At 41.8% G+C, this 15621-nt stretch carries 16 protein-coding genes; 1 reads left to right on the top strand and 15 read right to left on the bottom strand.

Features of this window, described 5'->3' with window-relative positions:
- Positions 1-169 precede the first annotated feature (169 nt).
- From D5F11_RS21180 to metG, 15 genes are all read right to left on the bottom strand, one after another.
- Positions 170-787, bottom strand: coding sequence for a 50S ribosomal protein L25/general stress protein Ctc (locus D5F11_RS21180; protein ID WP_120118103.1), 618 nt, complete (start codon positions 785-787; stop codon positions 170-172).
- A gap of 322 nt (positions 788-1109) precedes the next feature.
- On the bottom strand, positions 1110-2069 hold the full coding sequence (locus D5F11_RS21175; protein ID WP_120118102.1) for a ribose-phosphate diphosphokinase: 960 nt from the start codon (positions 2067-2069) through the stop codon (positions 1110-1112).
- Between the two features lie 14 nt (positions 2070-2083).
- Entirely contained in the window at positions 2084-3457 is a 1374-nt protein-coding gene (glmU, locus tag D5F11_RS21170) for a bifunctional UDP-N-acetylglucosamine diphosphorylase/glucosamine-1-phosphate N-acetyltransferase GlmU (protein WP_120118101.1), read from the bottom strand.
- A gap of 259 nt (positions 3458-3716) precedes the next feature.
- Positions 3717-4010, bottom strand: a complete 294-nt coding sequence (gene spoVG / locus D5F11_RS21165; RefSeq protein ID WP_120118100.1) for a septation regulator SpoVG — start codon at positions 4008-4010, stop codon at positions 3717-3719.
- 221 nt (positions 4011-4231) lie between these two features.
- The gene (locus tag D5F11_RS21160) at positions 4232-4606 is read right to left on the bottom strand and encodes a RidA family protein (RefSeq protein WP_120118099.1); all 375 of its coding nucleotides are present in this window, start codon (positions 4604-4606) and stop codon (positions 4232-4234) included.
- 15 nt (positions 4607-4621) lie between these two features.
- Complete coding sequence (purR, locus tag D5F11_RS21155; protein WP_120118098.1) at positions 4622-5455, bottom strand: pur operon repressor; 834 nt, start codon at positions 5453-5455, stop codon at positions 4622-4624.
- Positions 5456-5959: 504 nt separating this feature from the next.
- Positions 5960-6814 carry a 4-(cytidine 5'-diphospho)-2-C-methyl-D-erythritol kinase gene (gene ispE / locus D5F11_RS21150; protein ID WP_120118097.1) on the bottom strand — a complete coding sequence of 285 codons (855 nt, stop codon included), beginning with the start codon at positions 6812-6814 and terminating at the stop codon, positions 5960-5962.
- 236 nt (positions 6815-7050) lie between these two features.
- Complete coding sequence (locus D5F11_RS21145) at positions 7051-7239, bottom strand: small, acid-soluble spore protein, alpha/beta type (protein ID WP_120118132.1); 189 nt, start codon at positions 7237-7239, stop codon at positions 7051-7053.
- A gap of 282 nt (positions 7240-7521) precedes the next feature.
- A complete protein-coding gene (gene veg, locus D5F11_RS21140; protein WP_018708554.1) occupies positions 7522-7791 on the bottom strand; it encodes a biofilm formation stimulator Veg in 270 nt (89 codons plus the stop codon).
- A gap of 288 nt (positions 7792-8079) precedes the next feature.
- Positions 8080-8955: a sporulation peptidase YabG gene (gene yabG / locus D5F11_RS21135; protein ID WP_120118131.1), complete on the bottom strand. Its 876-nt coding sequence runs from the start codon at positions 8953-8955 to the stop codon at positions 8080-8082.
- Positions 8956-9039: 84 nt separating this feature from the next.
- Positions 9040-9921, bottom strand: coding sequence for a 16S rRNA (adenine(1518)-N(6)/adenine(1519)-N(6))-dimethyltransferase RsmA (rsmA, locus tag D5F11_RS21130; protein ID WP_120118096.1), 882 nt, complete (start codon positions 9919-9921; stop codon positions 9040-9042).
- Entirely contained in the window at positions 9921-10478 is a 558-nt protein-coding gene (rnmV, locus tag D5F11_RS21125; RefSeq protein ID WP_120118095.1) for a ribonuclease M5, read from the bottom strand. The genes rsmA and rnmV overlap by 1 nt, the downstream gene beginning before the upstream one ends.
- An 87-nt stretch (positions 10479-10565) precedes the next feature.
- Positions 10566-11795: a resuscitation-promoting factor gene (locus D5F11_RS21120; RefSeq protein WP_120118094.1), complete on the bottom strand. Its 1230-nt coding sequence runs from the start codon at positions 11793-11795 to the stop codon at positions 10566-10568.
- Between the two features lie 87 nt (positions 11796-11882).
- Positions 11883-12650 carry a TatD family hydrolase gene (locus D5F11_RS21115; protein ID WP_120118093.1) on the bottom strand — a complete coding sequence of 256 codons (768 nt, stop codon included), beginning with the start codon at positions 12648-12650 and terminating at the stop codon, positions 11883-11885.
- Positions 12651-12828: 178 nt separating this feature from the next.
- Positions 12829-14790, bottom strand: a complete 1962-nt coding sequence (metG, locus tag D5F11_RS21110; protein WP_120118130.1) for a methionine--tRNA ligase — start codon at positions 14788-14790, stop codon at positions 12829-12831.
- Positions 14791-15116: 326 nt separating this feature from the next.
- Here metG and D5F11_RS21105 point away from each other — a divergent pair, with 326 nt between their 5' ends.
- Positions 15117-15410: an AbrB/MazE/SpoVT family DNA-binding domain-containing protein gene (locus D5F11_RS21105; protein WP_120118092.1), complete on the top strand. Its 294-nt coding sequence runs from the start codon at positions 15117-15119 to the stop codon at positions 15408-15410.
- Positions 15411-15621 lie beyond the last annotated feature (211 nt).

Raw genomic sequence — 15621 nt, 5'->3', positions numbered from 1 at the left:
TTTGAACCCCCACTGAATGGAATACCAATAGGCATTCATCTCACCACTTATAGGAGTGGGAGATTTCTGCTGAATGAAGTTAAACCAGATCCTTGCCTTTCAAGTACTTGTGTTTTACACAAGCGGGGAAAAGCGCAACCGCTTTGGTTGCGCCTGTATTTCGTATAATTTAGGCTTCTTCCGTTTCTGAATCGGCTGCTTCTCCTGCCGGTTCAGCACCTTCTTCCGCCGGTTCTTCCACTCTTGGAGCCAGAATCGTAGCAATCGGTTCATCATCCTCGTGGTTGATCGTGATTGAATAATTTCCGCGGATTTCAGCGATAGAAATTGTTTCACCAATTCCAAGCCCGGAAATATCAACACTGATGACTTCTGGAATTTCATCCGGCTTTGCTGTAACAACAACTTCATGGAGGATTTGTTGAAGTACCCCTCCGTTTCTTACCCCTTCTGCATCTTCAGATAATTCGACGCGGACATTCGCTTCGATCTCCTGGGACATATCAACGGCTAAAAAGTCGGCATGGATTACTTCTTTTTTGATAGGGTCTTCCTGGTATTCATGCAAGACGACATTTAGCTTTTTTCCTTCAACATCGAGGCTAATAACGCCGTTTCGGCCCACCTCACGCATCGTTTTCGTAAATTCCGCATTGTTGATGGAAATAGGGGTATTTTCCGTCTTATAGCCATAAACAATTGCCGGAATACCTCCCTGCTCCCTCAACTCCCTAATCTGGGAATGTCGATCGCTTGTCCTTTCTTTTGCCTTCAATACATTAACCATTTAGCACCTTCTCCTAACATAATGTTGTCAAAAGTACACTATCCATATATATACCTTAACATACATTAAGTTAAACCTCTAGGCGGGAAGAAAATCAATTTTCTAAATTTTTATGAAAAAATAGAGTTGCAAATTGTTGGCGTCGAATGGATGAAATAAACGTTCAAGTTAGTGACCAAGAATAAACCATGGAGTCTCAGACCAGAAAATAACGTTTATTCTATCAAATATCCAAGCTCCACCCATCAGCTTAAGAGTACAAGCCAATCGCTTCAAAGGCAAAAAAGCAATTGGCTTGTTATGCTCATATTAAGTGATCGTTTTAGTCAAATAAAGTACTTACAGATTTATTTTCATGAATTCGGATGATAGCCTCGCCAATTAGCGTAGCTACAGAAAGTTCTTTAATCTTGTCGATTTTCTTTTCTTCAGGCAACGGAATGGAGTTGGTTACTACCAGTTCCTTCAAGTCTGAATTTTGGATGCGCTCAATGGCCGGGCCGGAGAGAACGGGGTGTGTGCAGCAAGCATACACCTCTTTTGCCCCTGCTTCTTTCAGCGCATTGACCGCCAAAGTAATCGTTCCAGCTGTGTCGATGATATCGTCAATCAAGATGGCCGTTTTTCCTTCTACATTACCTACGATATTCATGACTTCCGCAACATTTGGACGTGGGCGGCGCTTGTCAATGATAGCAATTGGAGCTTTCAAGCGGTCTGCGAGTCTTCTCGCACGTGTAACTCCTCCGTGGTCAGGAGATACGATTACAAGATCACCATTTACCATTTCTCTCTCTTTAAAATAATCAGCCAAAATTGGAACACCCATCAAATGGTCAATCGGAACATCAAAGAAGCCCTGAATTTGCGGTGCATGCAAATCAAGCGTGATGACACGAGTTGCACCAGCGGTTTCTATTAGGTTGGCAACAAGTTTAGAAGTGATCGGCTCCCTTGCGCGAGCTTTCCGGTCCTGGCGTGCATAGCCATAATAAGGCATGACAATATTAATTGTTTTTGCGGACGCACGTTTCAAAGCGTCAATCATGATGAGAAGCTCCATCAAGTTTTTATTTACTGGTTTACTTGTTGATTGGATGACATAGACATCGCACCCACGAATGCTTTCTTCGATATTGATTTGAATTTCTCCATCGCTAAATTGGCTGACCGTACATTTACCAAGCTCTAATCCAATTTCCTCTGCAATTTCCTCTGATAGGGTACGATTGGAATTTAAAGAAAAAACTTTCAATGTAGGGTCAAGATATTGGTTCGACATGAGGAGCCTCCATTTTATTTATTAGATTTTAGCTTTTCTACATAGTTTTCTTTATTGACTTGACGCGCACGTGCAATTGCCAGTGCTGATTCCGGAACATCATCAGTAATCGTAGAGCCTGCAGCAATATAGGCCCCTTCATTTACTGTGACCGGCGCCACCAGATTTGAGTTACAGCCCACGAATACATCATCATCTATTTTAGTCAAAAACTTATTTCTTCCATCATAATTGACAGTAATCGAGCCGCAGCCAATGTTCACATTTCTTCCTACCTCTGCATCTCCGATATAACTTAAATGCGAAGCTTTGCTTCCTTTTCCGAAATAAGTCTTTTTAATTTCAACAAAGTTCCCTATTTTTACTTCATCCTGTATGTCCGAATCAGGGCGGATGTGGGCAAACGGACCGATTTTGACATTGCTTCCGATAGAACTGTCAGAAAGGACCGACTGCTGTACAAAAGTATTGTGAGAAATTTCACAATTGTTTATTTCAGAGTTTGGACCTATTTCACAGCCTTCACCTATCTTTGACGCTCCCTGAATGACTGTTCCAGGTAAAATAACAGTATCACTTCCAATGACCACATCTGTATCAATGTAAGTATTGGCTGGATCGATAATGGTTACACCATTTTTCATATGTTTTTTGTTAATGCGGGCTCTCATGATTCTTTCAGCTTCAGCAAGCGCAATTCGGTCGTTTACTCCAAGGGTCTCCTCAAAGTCCTCCGTACTATAGGCAGTCACAAGCTCGTTTTTCGCCTTTAATATTTCTATCACGTCAGGAAGATAGTATTCGCCTTGAGCATTTTCATTGGATACATTGTCAAGGGCCTCAAACAGGGCTTCATTATCGAAGCAATATGTACCTGTATTAATTTCTTTGACCTTCAATTCTTCCTCATTTGCATCCTTATGCTCGACAATTTTTGCAACATCGCCATCTGCATTGCGAATGATTCTTCCATAACCAGTTGGATCTTCGGCATGAGCTGTTAGTACCGTCGCTTTTGCTCCGGTTTCTTCATGCTGCTTCATCAAAGCGGACATCGTCTCTACCGTAATCAGCGGCGTGTCTCCGCAAATGATCAGCGTTGTGCCTCTTTTATCGCCTAACGCATCCTTCGCTTGCATTACCGCGTGCGCTGTTCCCAGTTGTTCCTCCTGAATCACAAAATCACTTTTTCCCTGCAGACGCTCTTTGACCATTTCCGCACCGTATCCCACAACCGTTACGACATGGTTCACTTCGAGCTGTGAAATATGATCCACCACGTGTTCTACCATCGGTTTACCGCAAACCGGATGAAGAACTTTATATAGCTTGGACTTCATTCTGGTGCCTTGCCCCGCTGCCAATATTACAGCGAATCTATTTATCATAAAAGGTCCCCCAATAATTTTTTTCCATTATGAATATAGCTTAAAATTCGGTTTTTTTCAAGGAAAGATCAAAAGCGTTAGTCGTCTTAAAATGCGACGTCCTGCGGCGCCGAGGTTACTGGAACATCTTGGACGAGGCTTGTTATAATGAAAAGGCAAATTTATCAGTCTCAAATGAGAAGTAAATAATCGCTTTAAATTGGCCACAATGAAAAAGAGCCATACTCCAAAGGTAGGCTCCCGATGCTTTTTTATATAATTAGGAAGCGCCGGCTTCTTCTAATTCCGGTTCTTCTATTTCACCCAAACGCTGGTATTCTGCTAAAACGACATCCTGAATTTTATTTCTGGTGTTCGAATTGATCGGATGGGCGATATCCCTGAATTCTCCATCAGGAGTGCGCTTGCTTGGCATAGCTACAAAGAGCCCGTTGTTTCCGTCAATCACACGAATATCGTGAACAACAAATTCATCATCAAGGGTAATTGAGGCAATCGCTCTCATTCTGCCTTCCGTATTAACACGGCGCAGTCTTACATCAGTTACTTCCATTGTGTTCACCACCTTCTCGCTCTAAATAAATACTATATCTATGTATTCAACAAACTTTAGGATTCTCCTTCTTTAATTAAATAAATTTTTTAGAATCTTTCATATTACTAGAAAAACGCAAGCGCTGTCATTTGCAACATGATACTTTTCTAGAAAAACACATTGAAGCGCTTACTTAAAGATTCAAATGGAATCGCCGCTTTCTATACGGCGATTCATTTTTATTTTACTAAAGCAATAACTTCCATCTCTAAGAGAACGTCTTTTGGCAGCCTTGCTACCTCTACACAGGAGCGAGCTGGCTTATGCTCAGAAAAATATTGGGCATAAATCTCATTGATTGTACTGAAATCATCCATATTTTTAATAAATAGAGTCGTTTTAACAACGGTCTCTAATGATGCCCCGGCTGCTTCCAATACCCCTTGGACATTACGGAAAACTTGGTGTGCCTGTTCCTCGACAGTCTCTCCGACAAGATCCCCCTCTGGTGTCAATGGAATTTGACCAGAGCTGTAGAACATATTATTGACAATGATTCCCTGTGAGTACGGTCCGATGGCAGCAGGTGCCTGGTTCGTTTCTACTTTACGCATATACAACAGTCCTTTCTATAAAAAATTGGTCATTTTAGAAAAATAATTGCCTTGGACGACATTGATTTGTTTTTCTTTTGTGTTTACATCCGTCAACTTGACCAAGGAAATATAATCCTCAACCAATCTTTCTTCCTCATATTCAGATTCTACCAATACAGCGATACCAGCTACGGAAGCTTGGAATTCGTCCAAAAGATTGACCATGCCGTTAATGGTTCCACCGGCCTTCATGAAATCATCGACAATCAGGACATTTGCTCCTTCTTTCAGGCTCCTTTTTGACAAGACCATCGTTTGAATCCTTTTGGAAGAACCAGAGACATAATTAATCGTCACCGTCGGTCCCTCCGTCACCTTCGTATCCCGTCTGACAATTACGAATGGAACATTTAAAAAAGAAGACACAGCCTGGGCAATCGGAATTCCTTTCGTAGCAACTGTCATAATGACATCCACTTTTTTGCCCGCTACCGCTGCAGCTAGATACCTTCCCACTTCATTCAATATTTTCGGATCACCCATAAGGTCGGCCATATACAGGTAACCTCCGGGCAATAAACGTTCTGGGTCGGCAATTAAATGGCATAGACTATCCACAAATTCAGTCGCCTGTTCTTTCTTGACCATCGGAAAGTATTTGACACCGCCTGCAGCGCCCGGAACCGTCTGTAGTATACCGATGCCCTGGTGCTTAAATATATCATTAATGATCACCAAATCCTCGCTTATGGAGGACTTAGCTGACTGGTACCGCTGGGCGAACCATGTTAAGGAAACAAGCTCCCGAGGATGATTCATCAAATAATGCGTCATATCAACGAGCCGCTCGCTACGGCGAAACTTCATTATGTAACCTCCCGTGCAACGTAACGCGAATATTATTAAAGAAAATATACACAATTGTACGTTTTTAGGCAAGCGCAAGAAGAAAAATTTTAAATAAAACAAGCTGGGATACTCATCAAAATGGCATTCGCACAATAAAAATTGATTTTCTCACATTTATTTCGTTTTTCGCATGACTATAAGTTTTGCAAAGTTCCTTCCTTTGCTCTTGCCTTGATCTTAAGCGTGGTAGGCGCCCTACTTTTTTGATTGTCTCTCACTCTCGACTATCGGTCTAAACAGCCAGAGCACCCTAGCGCCTTCACTGTGCAGGAAATGCTGAATCTTGACGAAACCACACAGAATATAGCGCACGATGTGGTCCTGTCATCTAGCTAATACTATAAAGATGTTGTGGAGCAAAAAGCAGGATGCCGCTGTTGAAGGCTAATAATACCTGCTTCAACATTCGCTAGCTCTGCTCACACTTCCTTATCCGTCAGAAGCTTTTCAAGCTTCCACGCTCTACATCCCCAGCATCCTGACCGCAAATACCTGGTCACAAAACCCTCGAAGGCCATTATATATTCGTTGCAGTCTGGAATCATGGCGTACCAGGCCAAATACGGTAGGCCCGCTGCCGCTCATGAGCACAGCATCGGCTCCGAACCTTTCCATTTGCTTTTTAATGTGTAAAACTTCCGGATACATATGAAGAGTGACACTCTCCAAGGCATTTGCCATATTCTCGCATACACCTTCGTAATCATTGTTCTCTAGAGCCTGGATCATCCCCGTCGTATGTGGATGCCGAATACTGCTGACATCCAGGTTTCGGTATATTTCGGAAGTGGACACTCCAATGGCTGGCTTCGCCAGGACCACCCAGCAGGCCGGGGGTGCAGGAAGCTTTGTCACTTTTTCTCCTCTTCCTTTAGCCAATGCCGTTCCGCCATACACGCAAAAAGAAACATCCGATCCAATTTCCGCTCCTAGCTCGGCAAGTTCATCCAATGTCAATCCGAGGTCCCACAGTTCGTTCAAACCCCTTAATGTTGCTGCGGCGTCACTGCTGCCCCCTGCCAAACCGGCAGCGACCGGAATGATTTTATTTATAGATATTTCTACGCCTTTGTTTATTTGATATCTTTCTTTTAAAAGTCTAGCCGCTTGATAGGCTAGATTTCGTTCGTCGGCTGGCACAAAACGATTACGGGAAAGGATGCCCACATAGTCTTCACTGATTTCGGTCAATTCCAACCGGTCTGCTAGATCAATCGTCGTCATGACCATCTCTACCTCATGATAACCATCTTCCCGCTTTCCTAGGACATCCAAAGATAAATTGATTTTTGCCGGTGCCTTTACCAAAAGCTTCATTCACACTCACCTACTTCACTTAACTGAGTAACAGAGGCCTCCGGTTCCTCCTTTTTTTAAAAAGGAAAAAATGATCCTAGGCACCTATGTTCGTCTCAATTCCTCACATAATGTTCATTTTACCACGAACAATTCACGAACTCCAAGAGGGGGAAAAAGAATTAGAAAAGCCAAGGCTTTTGTTCGCCTCGGCTCTTGCGGATGGTATTTGTTCAGTGTCTTTAGGCTTAAAGTAATCATCCTTCACGACTGTCCGTTTGGCTGAGCTGACGTTCTGCTATTTCAATTGCACGCTTTACCATGTTTCCTGCATCCCTAGCCCTAATACCGCCCCATCCTTCTTTCTGGACGACATCATAAAAGCCCAACTCTTTTGCCAACTCGACTTTCAATTGATCCGACATGATTCCTCTTCTTCTTCCCAAAGCCATTTCCCCCTTTACATCCGCTCTTGTATTTTGTGCAGGAACAAAAGCGAATATCCAAGAAAGGCAAAAACCCTTCAGTCTGGCAAACATAAGAAAGTTTTCAAGAAGAAAATTTAGATCTCTCGTCGGAAAGATGGATGACACGTCACAGGAATACCCAGTCTATCGGTAAGCTCCATTAGTTAACAACTCTTACTGTCAAGCCAGCAGTGCACTTTCACCAACAAGTTTTATCCCACGTCGGCCACACAAATAAAAACAGCAGTAAACCTAATTGGTTTACTGCTGCCCTATTGCTATATTTCCTGATGTTTCATCGTAAAAAGTAAGTTCAACCGTTTCGGTCAGAACATCTGCATAACTGTAAGACACCCGTTCAAATGCATTTTCGTCCTGATCCAATTCAACTACAAAAACTGATGGATATGTTTCTGCCAATACACCGGAACGTTCGATCGTTTTCCTACGTCCTCCATTGGCTTTTAACATTAATCTCTTGCCCAAATTTGAATCAAGGGATTTTTTAATGCTCGCTAATGTTTTCGGCATTTTTTCGCTCCACCTCACTGTTTTTCATTATAACACGCGGTTGAATAAACGTCAAATAAATAAATTATTTTATCAATGAATGCTCATATTTGTCAATCATTTTCTTTCTACAAGAAGCCCCTTTTTCCAACAATAGTAGTATATCTCACTAAAAGGATAATATGTATTGACTTTAGAAAAGCTTAAGTAGTGCGGCTTAGGAGCCTATGACACTGTCGAAATCAGTCCTCAAATAAATTCTTTCGAAAAAAAAAGCATTGGCGAATATCCCAATGCTGACACTAAATACTACTCATCTTCGCTAAGCGGCCTATAAGGCATCCCGTGCCTGAGTACTCCCTTTGTTTCTAGCCCTCCCAATCCCTTTTGCCCTGTCAGTGTATTCCGGAGAACATCCCATACATTGATCCTTTCTGTAAAAGGTGTAAAACTAATCTTTGAAACGATGTAAACAGGATCCAATGCATGGATATTGACTCGCTGGGGTGAACTTGCGAAATTTGCTCCTGCAAATATAAGGGATTCAAAATGAGATTGGCAGGCACCAGCAAAAATGACAAGCTGATCAAGATGCGGGACTTTCTTCCGCGCTTCCCTCACGGCTTCAACAAAGTATTTTGAATGACGGTAGGCATTTAAATCTATTTTTTTCCCTTTTGCTTTTGAATAGGCATCATGCCCTGTAATGACGAGAATATCCGGCCGATACGAATCAATCAGTGAAGGGATATGCTTATACATTTCTTTTTCGTTGCAGTGTACCCCCTTAACTGCAACTCCAATTTTCGAATAAAGCTCTAAGCATCTTTTTAAATAGTTCGGATCTCCATCCAGATGAAGAACGCGGCCGGGCATCTGAAAGTAATTATATTCCCTCTTATATCCTTCGGTGGCTGTGTATTCCAGTTGGGATCTTACAAGATCAAGGTCCTGCTGAAATAACTCCCAGGACTGCTCCTCAAGGGTTCGGACTTTTGAAGACCTGGTCAACTGTTCTTCTTCTGTAAAAGGGACAAGGTCTTCGATAGGCGCATTAGCGATAAGGCGGTAATCTTCCCCGTATAGTATTGCTGTTGTTTGACCGTCAATCTCCTGAATGTCGATGACTCGAAATAAAAGATCACATTGGTGAGACAAGCGGCCGACAATCGTATTTATTGATATCACGGTCGTCAACTCCAATAAACAGCGCTATTTATCTATCTGTCATAGGCTATGCTGTTTGCCTGCTCATTGTGTCTGTTCATTCTAGTCGCTAAACAAGGGATAGAGCGCTTCGCTCAGCGCAGCAAATTCATCCATTGATAAGGTTTCCCCCCGCCTTGACGGCTCTATTCCGGCAAGTTCAAGGGCACTGGCAATATCTGATTTTCTCTTCTTCCCATCAGGCAGACCACTCGTTAAATTGTTCATCAGCGTTTTTCTTCGCTGGGCAAATGACATTTTGGTAATGTGAAAGAAAAAACGCTCGTCTTTCACAGACACAGCGGGGCGCTCTCTCAGCAGCATCCGAATGACCGCAGAGTCTACATTAGGTTGCGGAACAAAGACTGATTTCGGAACGATCATTACGGTCTCTGCCGTGGTGTAATATTGAATGGCAATCGAAAGAGAGCCGTACTCCTTCGTTCCTGGCTTCGCTGCAATGCGGTCTCCCACTTCCTTTTGCAGCATGACGACGATTCCTCGTATAGGCAGCTTCTCTTCAAGCAACTTTAAAATAATCGGCGTTGTTACATAATAAGGGAGATTGGCCACCACCATGATTTCTTTTACCTCAGCAAACTCTTTTTCAATCATTTGATGGATGTCCGCTTTCAAAATGTCCTCATGGATGATTTTCACATTGTCGTATGGTGCAAGTGTATCTGCCAAAATTGGCAGAAGACGCTGATCGATTTCATAAGCGACAACCTTTTTGGCCGTCCTTGCCAAATGTTCCGTCAATGCCCCGATTCCTGGCCCGATTTCAATGACACCTGTTTCTTTTGTTAAGCCTGCATATTCCGTTATATTCCGTAAAATGTTTGGATCGATTAAAAAATTCTGTCCCAAGCTTTTCTTAAAAGAAAAACCGTATTTTTCCATAATCTCTTTTGTCCTGACCGGTGTCGCGATGTCTTTTTGCATTATTGTTCTTCCTCCCGTAATACGTGTTCAAGGGCTTCTGCAAACTCCTGGCGGGAGATTTGAAACATCATGAGCCGTTTGTGCAGTTGCTTGCCATTTGTATAGCCGATTTTCAACAGCTCTCCTAGTCTTCCCCTGCGGCTTGCGGCCTCTGTTCCTCCAATCAATCCCGCATCGATCAAGTCTTCCCTGGTAATATCCTCCGTTTTTGTATTCACCATGAGATGGGCATCCTTCAAAGCCAGGCGAATGACTTCAGGAGAAGCGTGCTCTACACCAATTCCACGGCCATTTTTCGGGCGTGCATCTTTTTTATCGATAAAAGCATGCTTGCATCCAGGTACATGCTCAATGATGGTCTTGCGGATTTTTTCTCCCGGAAAATCAGGATCAGTTAAAATAATGACTCCTCTTTTTTCATGGGCCAATCTGATTTTCTCCAGTGTCTCTTCGGAAATGGCCGAACCGTTCGTTTCGATCGTATCTGCATCCAGCGCCCGCTGGATGGCGCTTGTATCATCTTTTCCTTCCACTACGATAATTTCCTTAATCTTCATGTTTCCTCCGATAAAACAGTTTTACTACTGTCTTATTATAACCCGCTTTACATAAAAAAAGAAAAAGCAGAGGGGACTCTCCTCTGCTTAGTCTATGATACGTACTTTAACATTTTTTCTGCCGAAACTGCTTGCCTGCCCTTCTGATTGAACGTGGACGTCGATCCTGTTTCCTTTGATCGCTCCACCAGTATCTCCTGCTACAGCATAGCCGTAACCTTCCACCCATACTTTGGACCCCAGTGGAATAACGCTTGGATCCACCGCGATTACTTTTGCATCCGGATTAGAACGCAAATTGATTCCGGTGGAAGTAACACCAGAACAGCCGTTACAATCCGCTGTATAAGCTGTGGCATTCATGTAGATTTCTTTTCCTTCGCTCTCAGGTGCAGAATTTGAAGCTTTGGCAGCTTGAGAAGCTTTAGAATCTGCTGAAGAAGCTTTCTCTTCGGCAGCAGGGGCAGCTGTGATTTTCGTTCCGACAGCTACAATTTTATCTTTGCTTTCTTTCATTTTTTCTTTGGAAACGAGTGTACGTTTGACTTCTTTTTCGTTTTCTTTTATTAGTTCAAACTCTTTTTTCACTAGACCTTCTTGGCCCTCTTGGATAACTTTTTCTGTTCCCTTTTCAAGGCTTCCGTCTTCTTTCGTGACAACATCATAATCGATCCGCTCTTCCACTACATCGGTGACCTTTTCTACTCTGATGATATCAATGGACTTGTCAGGAGTTACAATTTCATCCAATCCAGGTTCCACACGATCCAATTCTCCCAGCTCCACATCTTGCTGTTGTAAAAAGTCAGCGACCGTAGTCGAAGTGGTCCATAGCTTTTCTTCGTTCTTTCCGTTATGTAAAACGACTTGGAACGCTTTTTCGATTTCAATTGTCATATCAGGAATGATATTTTTTGCAGGCGATATATTGATTTTATCATGTTCGCCAAGCTTTATATCTTCTTCATTTAAAAGCTGCAGCACTGTTTTTGCGGTGGTCAGGACTTTCTCTGAATCATCCCCAACCGTAAGTGTTACCGGCTTAGCGGGCTCCCAAATAAGAGATTGATTGTCTTGAACTACCGAGTTCGGGGCGTGTGATAAGTAATCTGTGTTTTTTACATCAACATCAAGCTCTTCCAGCATTTCGCCAACCGTTCCCGCATGAGTTTTGACTACAATCTGCTCACCATTAAGTGTAACGGCGACCGTCTTTTTCGTTCCTTCAATAATTAAAATCATAAGGGTAGCAGTGAACACCAGAAAACTGGCCATTACTAACCCTAATTTCCTTCGGTTTTTCAATTCTGTACTCAAAGAAAAAACTCCTCCTCCTTCCCCAAATAGCTGATACCTTTGGTATTAGCCATGTTAAAGAAGTAAAATTTTATTTGTTTAAGCCAGTCAATCTATACCGAACAGTTTCTTTGCATTTTCTGTTGTCTTATTTGCAACTTCCTCAAAGCTGATTTCTTTCAACTCAGCAATCTGTTCAGCAACCAGCTTGACATATGCCGGTTCATTCCTTTTTCCCCGATAAGGATGCGGAGCAAGATAAGGGCAGTCTGTTTCAATCAGCATCCGATCAAGCGGAACCTCCTCGGCTACTCTCTTAGGCTTTTTGGCATTTTTAAAAGTGACGGGCCCGCCCAGTGAAATATAGAAATTCATTTCAATGCATTCCTTGGCAGTTTCTGCACTCCCGCTAAAACAGTGCATAATACCTCCGATGTCTTCGGCATTTTCTTCCCTTAAAATTTGAATAACATCCTTAGTCGCATCACGGTTATGTATGATAATCGGAAGCTTCAATTTTTTAGCCAGGCGAATTTGCCTACGAAAAACTTCTTGTTGAATGTCATGAGGTGATTTATCCCAATGGTAATCAAGCCCCATTTCACCCAATGCCACAACTTTGGGATGAGCCGACAACTCTTCAATCCAAGCCAAGTCTTCATCTGTCATATCAATAGCATCCACCGGATGCCATCCGATGCTAGCATAGAGGAAATTGTATTCCTCTACCAGACTGATCGCTCTTTCTATAGTAGATCTATTGAATCCGACAACGACCATATGGGAGACTCCTACCTCCTTGGCCCGTTCAATCACTTCTTGAAGATCCTCATTAAATTGTTCATCGTTTAAATGGACGTGTGTATCAAATAACATGGCTCAATCTCCTTCAATAGAGTATAAAGTAATTTAAAGTAACATAAGTCACAGTAAGCTAACATTTAGATTACAAAAAAAGAACATAGAGAAATGGCTTAAACTCAGCATTTAGTCCGCCATACCCTCTATGTTATCAACATTTATAGATTTAACTGAAAATTTATATATATTAAAGTTAGTTTACAATCGCTCCGTTTGGAAGACTTTGATCTACCGATGCAACCGATAAGATACCGTCTTTTTCTCCCGCAAGGATCATTCCCTGTGAAAGTTCCCCGCGCAATTTAACCGGTTTTAGGTTTGCGACAACTATCAATTTTTTCCCGATTAAATCTTCCGGCTTATAAAATTCTGCAATGCCCGAAACTACCTGTCTCTTTTCATATCCTAGATCAAGCTGCAATTTAAGCAATTTGTCCGCTTTCTTCACCGGCTCACATTCAATGACCTGACCTACTCTGAATTCCACTCTCCTGAATTCATCAATTGTAATCTCAGGAGTCTGCTCTGGTTTTTCCTCTTGCTTTTTCTCTTTTTCTGGAGCGGCAGGACCTTTCATTTGATCTTTGATGTATTGAATTTCCTCTTCCATCTCAAGTCTAGGAAAAATAGGTTTTCCTTTTGATACAACTTTCGTCTCGGAAGGGATATTGCCGAACGTTTCAAGGCTTTCCCATGTTTGGAATTGCTCGTCCATAATATTAAGCTGTTCAAAAATCTTTTTCGGCGTCTGTGTGAGGAACGGCTGTAGTAAAATAGCTGCTCTCCTGAGTGACTCTGCCAAATGAACCATCACGCTGCCTAATTCATGACGTTTTTCCTCATCTTTTGCAAGAATCCAAGGCTCTGTTTCATCAATATACTTATTTGTTCTGCTAATTAGCTGCCAAATGGAGGCAAGGGCAACAGAAAATTCCATGTTTTCCATTGCTTCCTCATATTTTTTTACTGCTTCGGTGTTCACATTCAGGAGGTCTTGATCAAACGGTGTAACAATCCCTTCGTAGGAAGGAATCTCTCCATCAAAATATTTATTGATCATCGCAACTGTTCTATTCAATAGGTTTCCAAGATCATTAGCGAGATCATAATTGATTCTTTCAACAAACCCTTCAGGAGTAAATACACCGTCAGATCCAAACGGCACTTCTCTCAATAAATAATAACGAACTGCATCCAATCCATAGCGGTCGATCAGCATAACCGGGTCGACAACATTTCCTTTGGATTTGGACATTTTTCCGTCTTTCATAAGCAGCCAACCATGGGCAAAAACCTTTTTCGGAAGCGGTAGATCAAGCGCCATGAGCATAATCGGCCAATAAATAGTATGGAAGCGAACGATCTCTTTCCCAACAATATGGACATCCGCTGGCCAATATTTAAGATATTTGGAGTCATCGTCTGATCTGTAACCAAGCGCAGTAATATAGTTGGTGAGCGCATCAATCCAAACATAAATGACATGTTTCGGATCACCTGGAACCTTGATGCCCCAGTCAAATGTCGTTCTGGAAACCGCTAAGTCTTCCAGACCTGGTTTAATGAAGTTATTAATCATTTCGTTTTTTCTTGATTCAGGTTGGATGAATTCAGGATTGTCTTCATAATATTGAAGAAGTCTGTCCACATACTTGCTCATTCTAAAGAAATAGGACTCCTCTTTTACAAGCTCCACTGGACGTCCGCAGTCGGGACAGTTGCCGTTTTCAAGCTGCCGCTCTGTAAAGAAGGATTCACAAGGCGTACAATAATATCCTTCATATTCATCTAAATAAATATCCCCTTGATCTACAAGCTGCTTGAAAATCTTTTGGACAACATCTTTATGGCGGTCTTCAGTTGTGCGGATGAAGTCATCATAGGAAATATCAAGTTTCTTCCATAATTCCTGGATCCCGCTTACAATCTTGTCGACGTATTCTTTTGGTGTCACATTTTCCAGATTTGCTTGTTTCTGAATCTTTTGCCCGTGCTCGTCTGTTCCGGTCAAATACATGACATCAAAGCCGCGCATCCGCTTATAACGCGCCATTGCATCACCCGCTACAGTCGTGTACGCATGGCCTATATGCAAATTCCCACTCGGATAATAAATAGGGGTTGTCAAATAGAATGTTTCGAGTTTTTCCTTCACCATATTTCCTCCCTCTCGCTAACAGATGCCATTTATAACATGCAAAACCTATTCTTTGCATCTTGTCCTCTTCTACACTAAAAATATACGTGAAATCAATGATTCCTGCAACTTTACCTGTTACCAAGGAAACACGAAAATAGGTCCTTTGAAGAATTTCTCGATTTAGCACCATGAATTCATAGGAAATTTTATCTAAAAAATTGACATTTTTTTTAACTTCTAATTGACGGGAATTGGAAAGACTGGTACGATAAATCTGATTATAAAGTAGTAAAAAAACATATTTTTTGATATAAAGTTTTTTTTGAGAGGGGAAAAGTAGTATGAAATCTACCGGAATTGTGCGAAAAGTCGATGAACTTGGACGGGTAGTCATACCTATTGAATTAAGGCGCACTTTAGGGATTGAAGAAAAAGACGCACTGGAAATTTACGTAGATGACGAAAAAATCATTCTGAAAAAATATAAACCGAGCATGACTTGCCATATTACAGGCAATGTTTCCGATGATAATGCCTTTTTTGCGGGTGGAAAATTGGTCTTAAGCCGTGAAGGTGCCGAGCAATTGATCCAAGAAATCAGTGAATCATTTAGTCTTGATAAAGTGAATAATTAATAGGCTGAGAAAAGCCCCTTCAGTCGGGACTGCCCCATTAAAATAAGAAAAATAAAAGCACCTCTTCGTTGAAATTTGGGTATTAAATACTCAAATACAACTCGGATGTGCTTTTTTCTATGGGTATTAAAGTCGGTTATCATAAAACTGCTGTTTGAATTAAAAAATTTAAAGCTGTTTAAGATTATTATTTGGAAATCTCTACTTCGAC

Source organism: Siminovitchia terrae (genome assembly GCF_003605405.2).
GTDB lineage: Bacteria > Bacillota > Bacilli > Bacillales > Bacillaceae_C > Siminovitchia > Siminovitchia terrae.
This window is presented reverse-complemented; position numbering and strand designations above follow the sequence as displayed.

Bases quoted from the DNA above. Each gene is read 5' to 3' on its own strand.
- D5F11_RS21180 (WP_120118103.1), bottom strand. From the start codon at position 787: ATGGTTAATGTATTGAAGGCAAAAGAAAGGACAAGCGATCGACATTCC.
- D5F11_RS21175 (WP_120118102.1), bottom strand. From the start codon at position 2,069: ATGTCGAACCAATATCTTGACCCTACATTGAAAGTTTTTTCTTTAAAT.
- glmU (WP_120118101.1), bottom strand. From the start codon at position 3,457: ATGATAAATAGATTCGCTGTAATATTGGCAGCGGGGCAAGGCACCAGA.
- spoVG (WP_120118100.1), bottom strand. From the start codon at position 4,010: ATGGAAGTAACTGATGTAAGACTGCGCCGTGTTAATACGGAAGGCAGA.
- D5F11_RS21160 (WP_120118099.1), bottom strand. From the start codon at position 4,606: ATGCGTAAAGTAGAAACGAACCAGGCACCTGCTGCCATCGGACCGTAC.
- purR (WP_120118098.1), bottom strand. From the start codon at position 5,455: ATGAAGTTTCGCCGTAGCGAGCGGCTCGTTGATATGACGCATTATTTG.
- ispE (WP_120118097.1), bottom strand. From the start codon at position 6,814: ATGAAGCTTTTGGTAAAGGCACCGGCAAAAATCAATTTATCTTTGGAT.
- veg (WP_018708554.1), bottom strand. From the start codon at position 7,791: ATGCCGAAAACATTAGCGAGCATTAAAAAATCCCTTGATTCAAATTTG.
- rsmA (WP_120118096.1), bottom strand. From the start codon at position 9,921: ATGCAAAAAGACATCGCGACACCGGTCAGGACAAAAGAGATTATGGAA.
- rnmV (WP_120118095.1), bottom strand. From the start codon at position 10,478: ATGAAGATTAAGGAAATTATCGTAGTGGAAGGAAAAGATGATACAAGC.
- D5F11_RS21115 (WP_120118093.1), bottom strand. From the start codon at position 12,650: ATGTTATTTGATACACACGTCCATTTAAACGATGAACAATTTAATGAG.
- D5F11_RS21105 (WP_120118092.1), top strand. From the start codon at position 15,117: ATGAAATCTACCGGAATTGTGCGAAAAGTCGATGAACTTGGACGGGTA.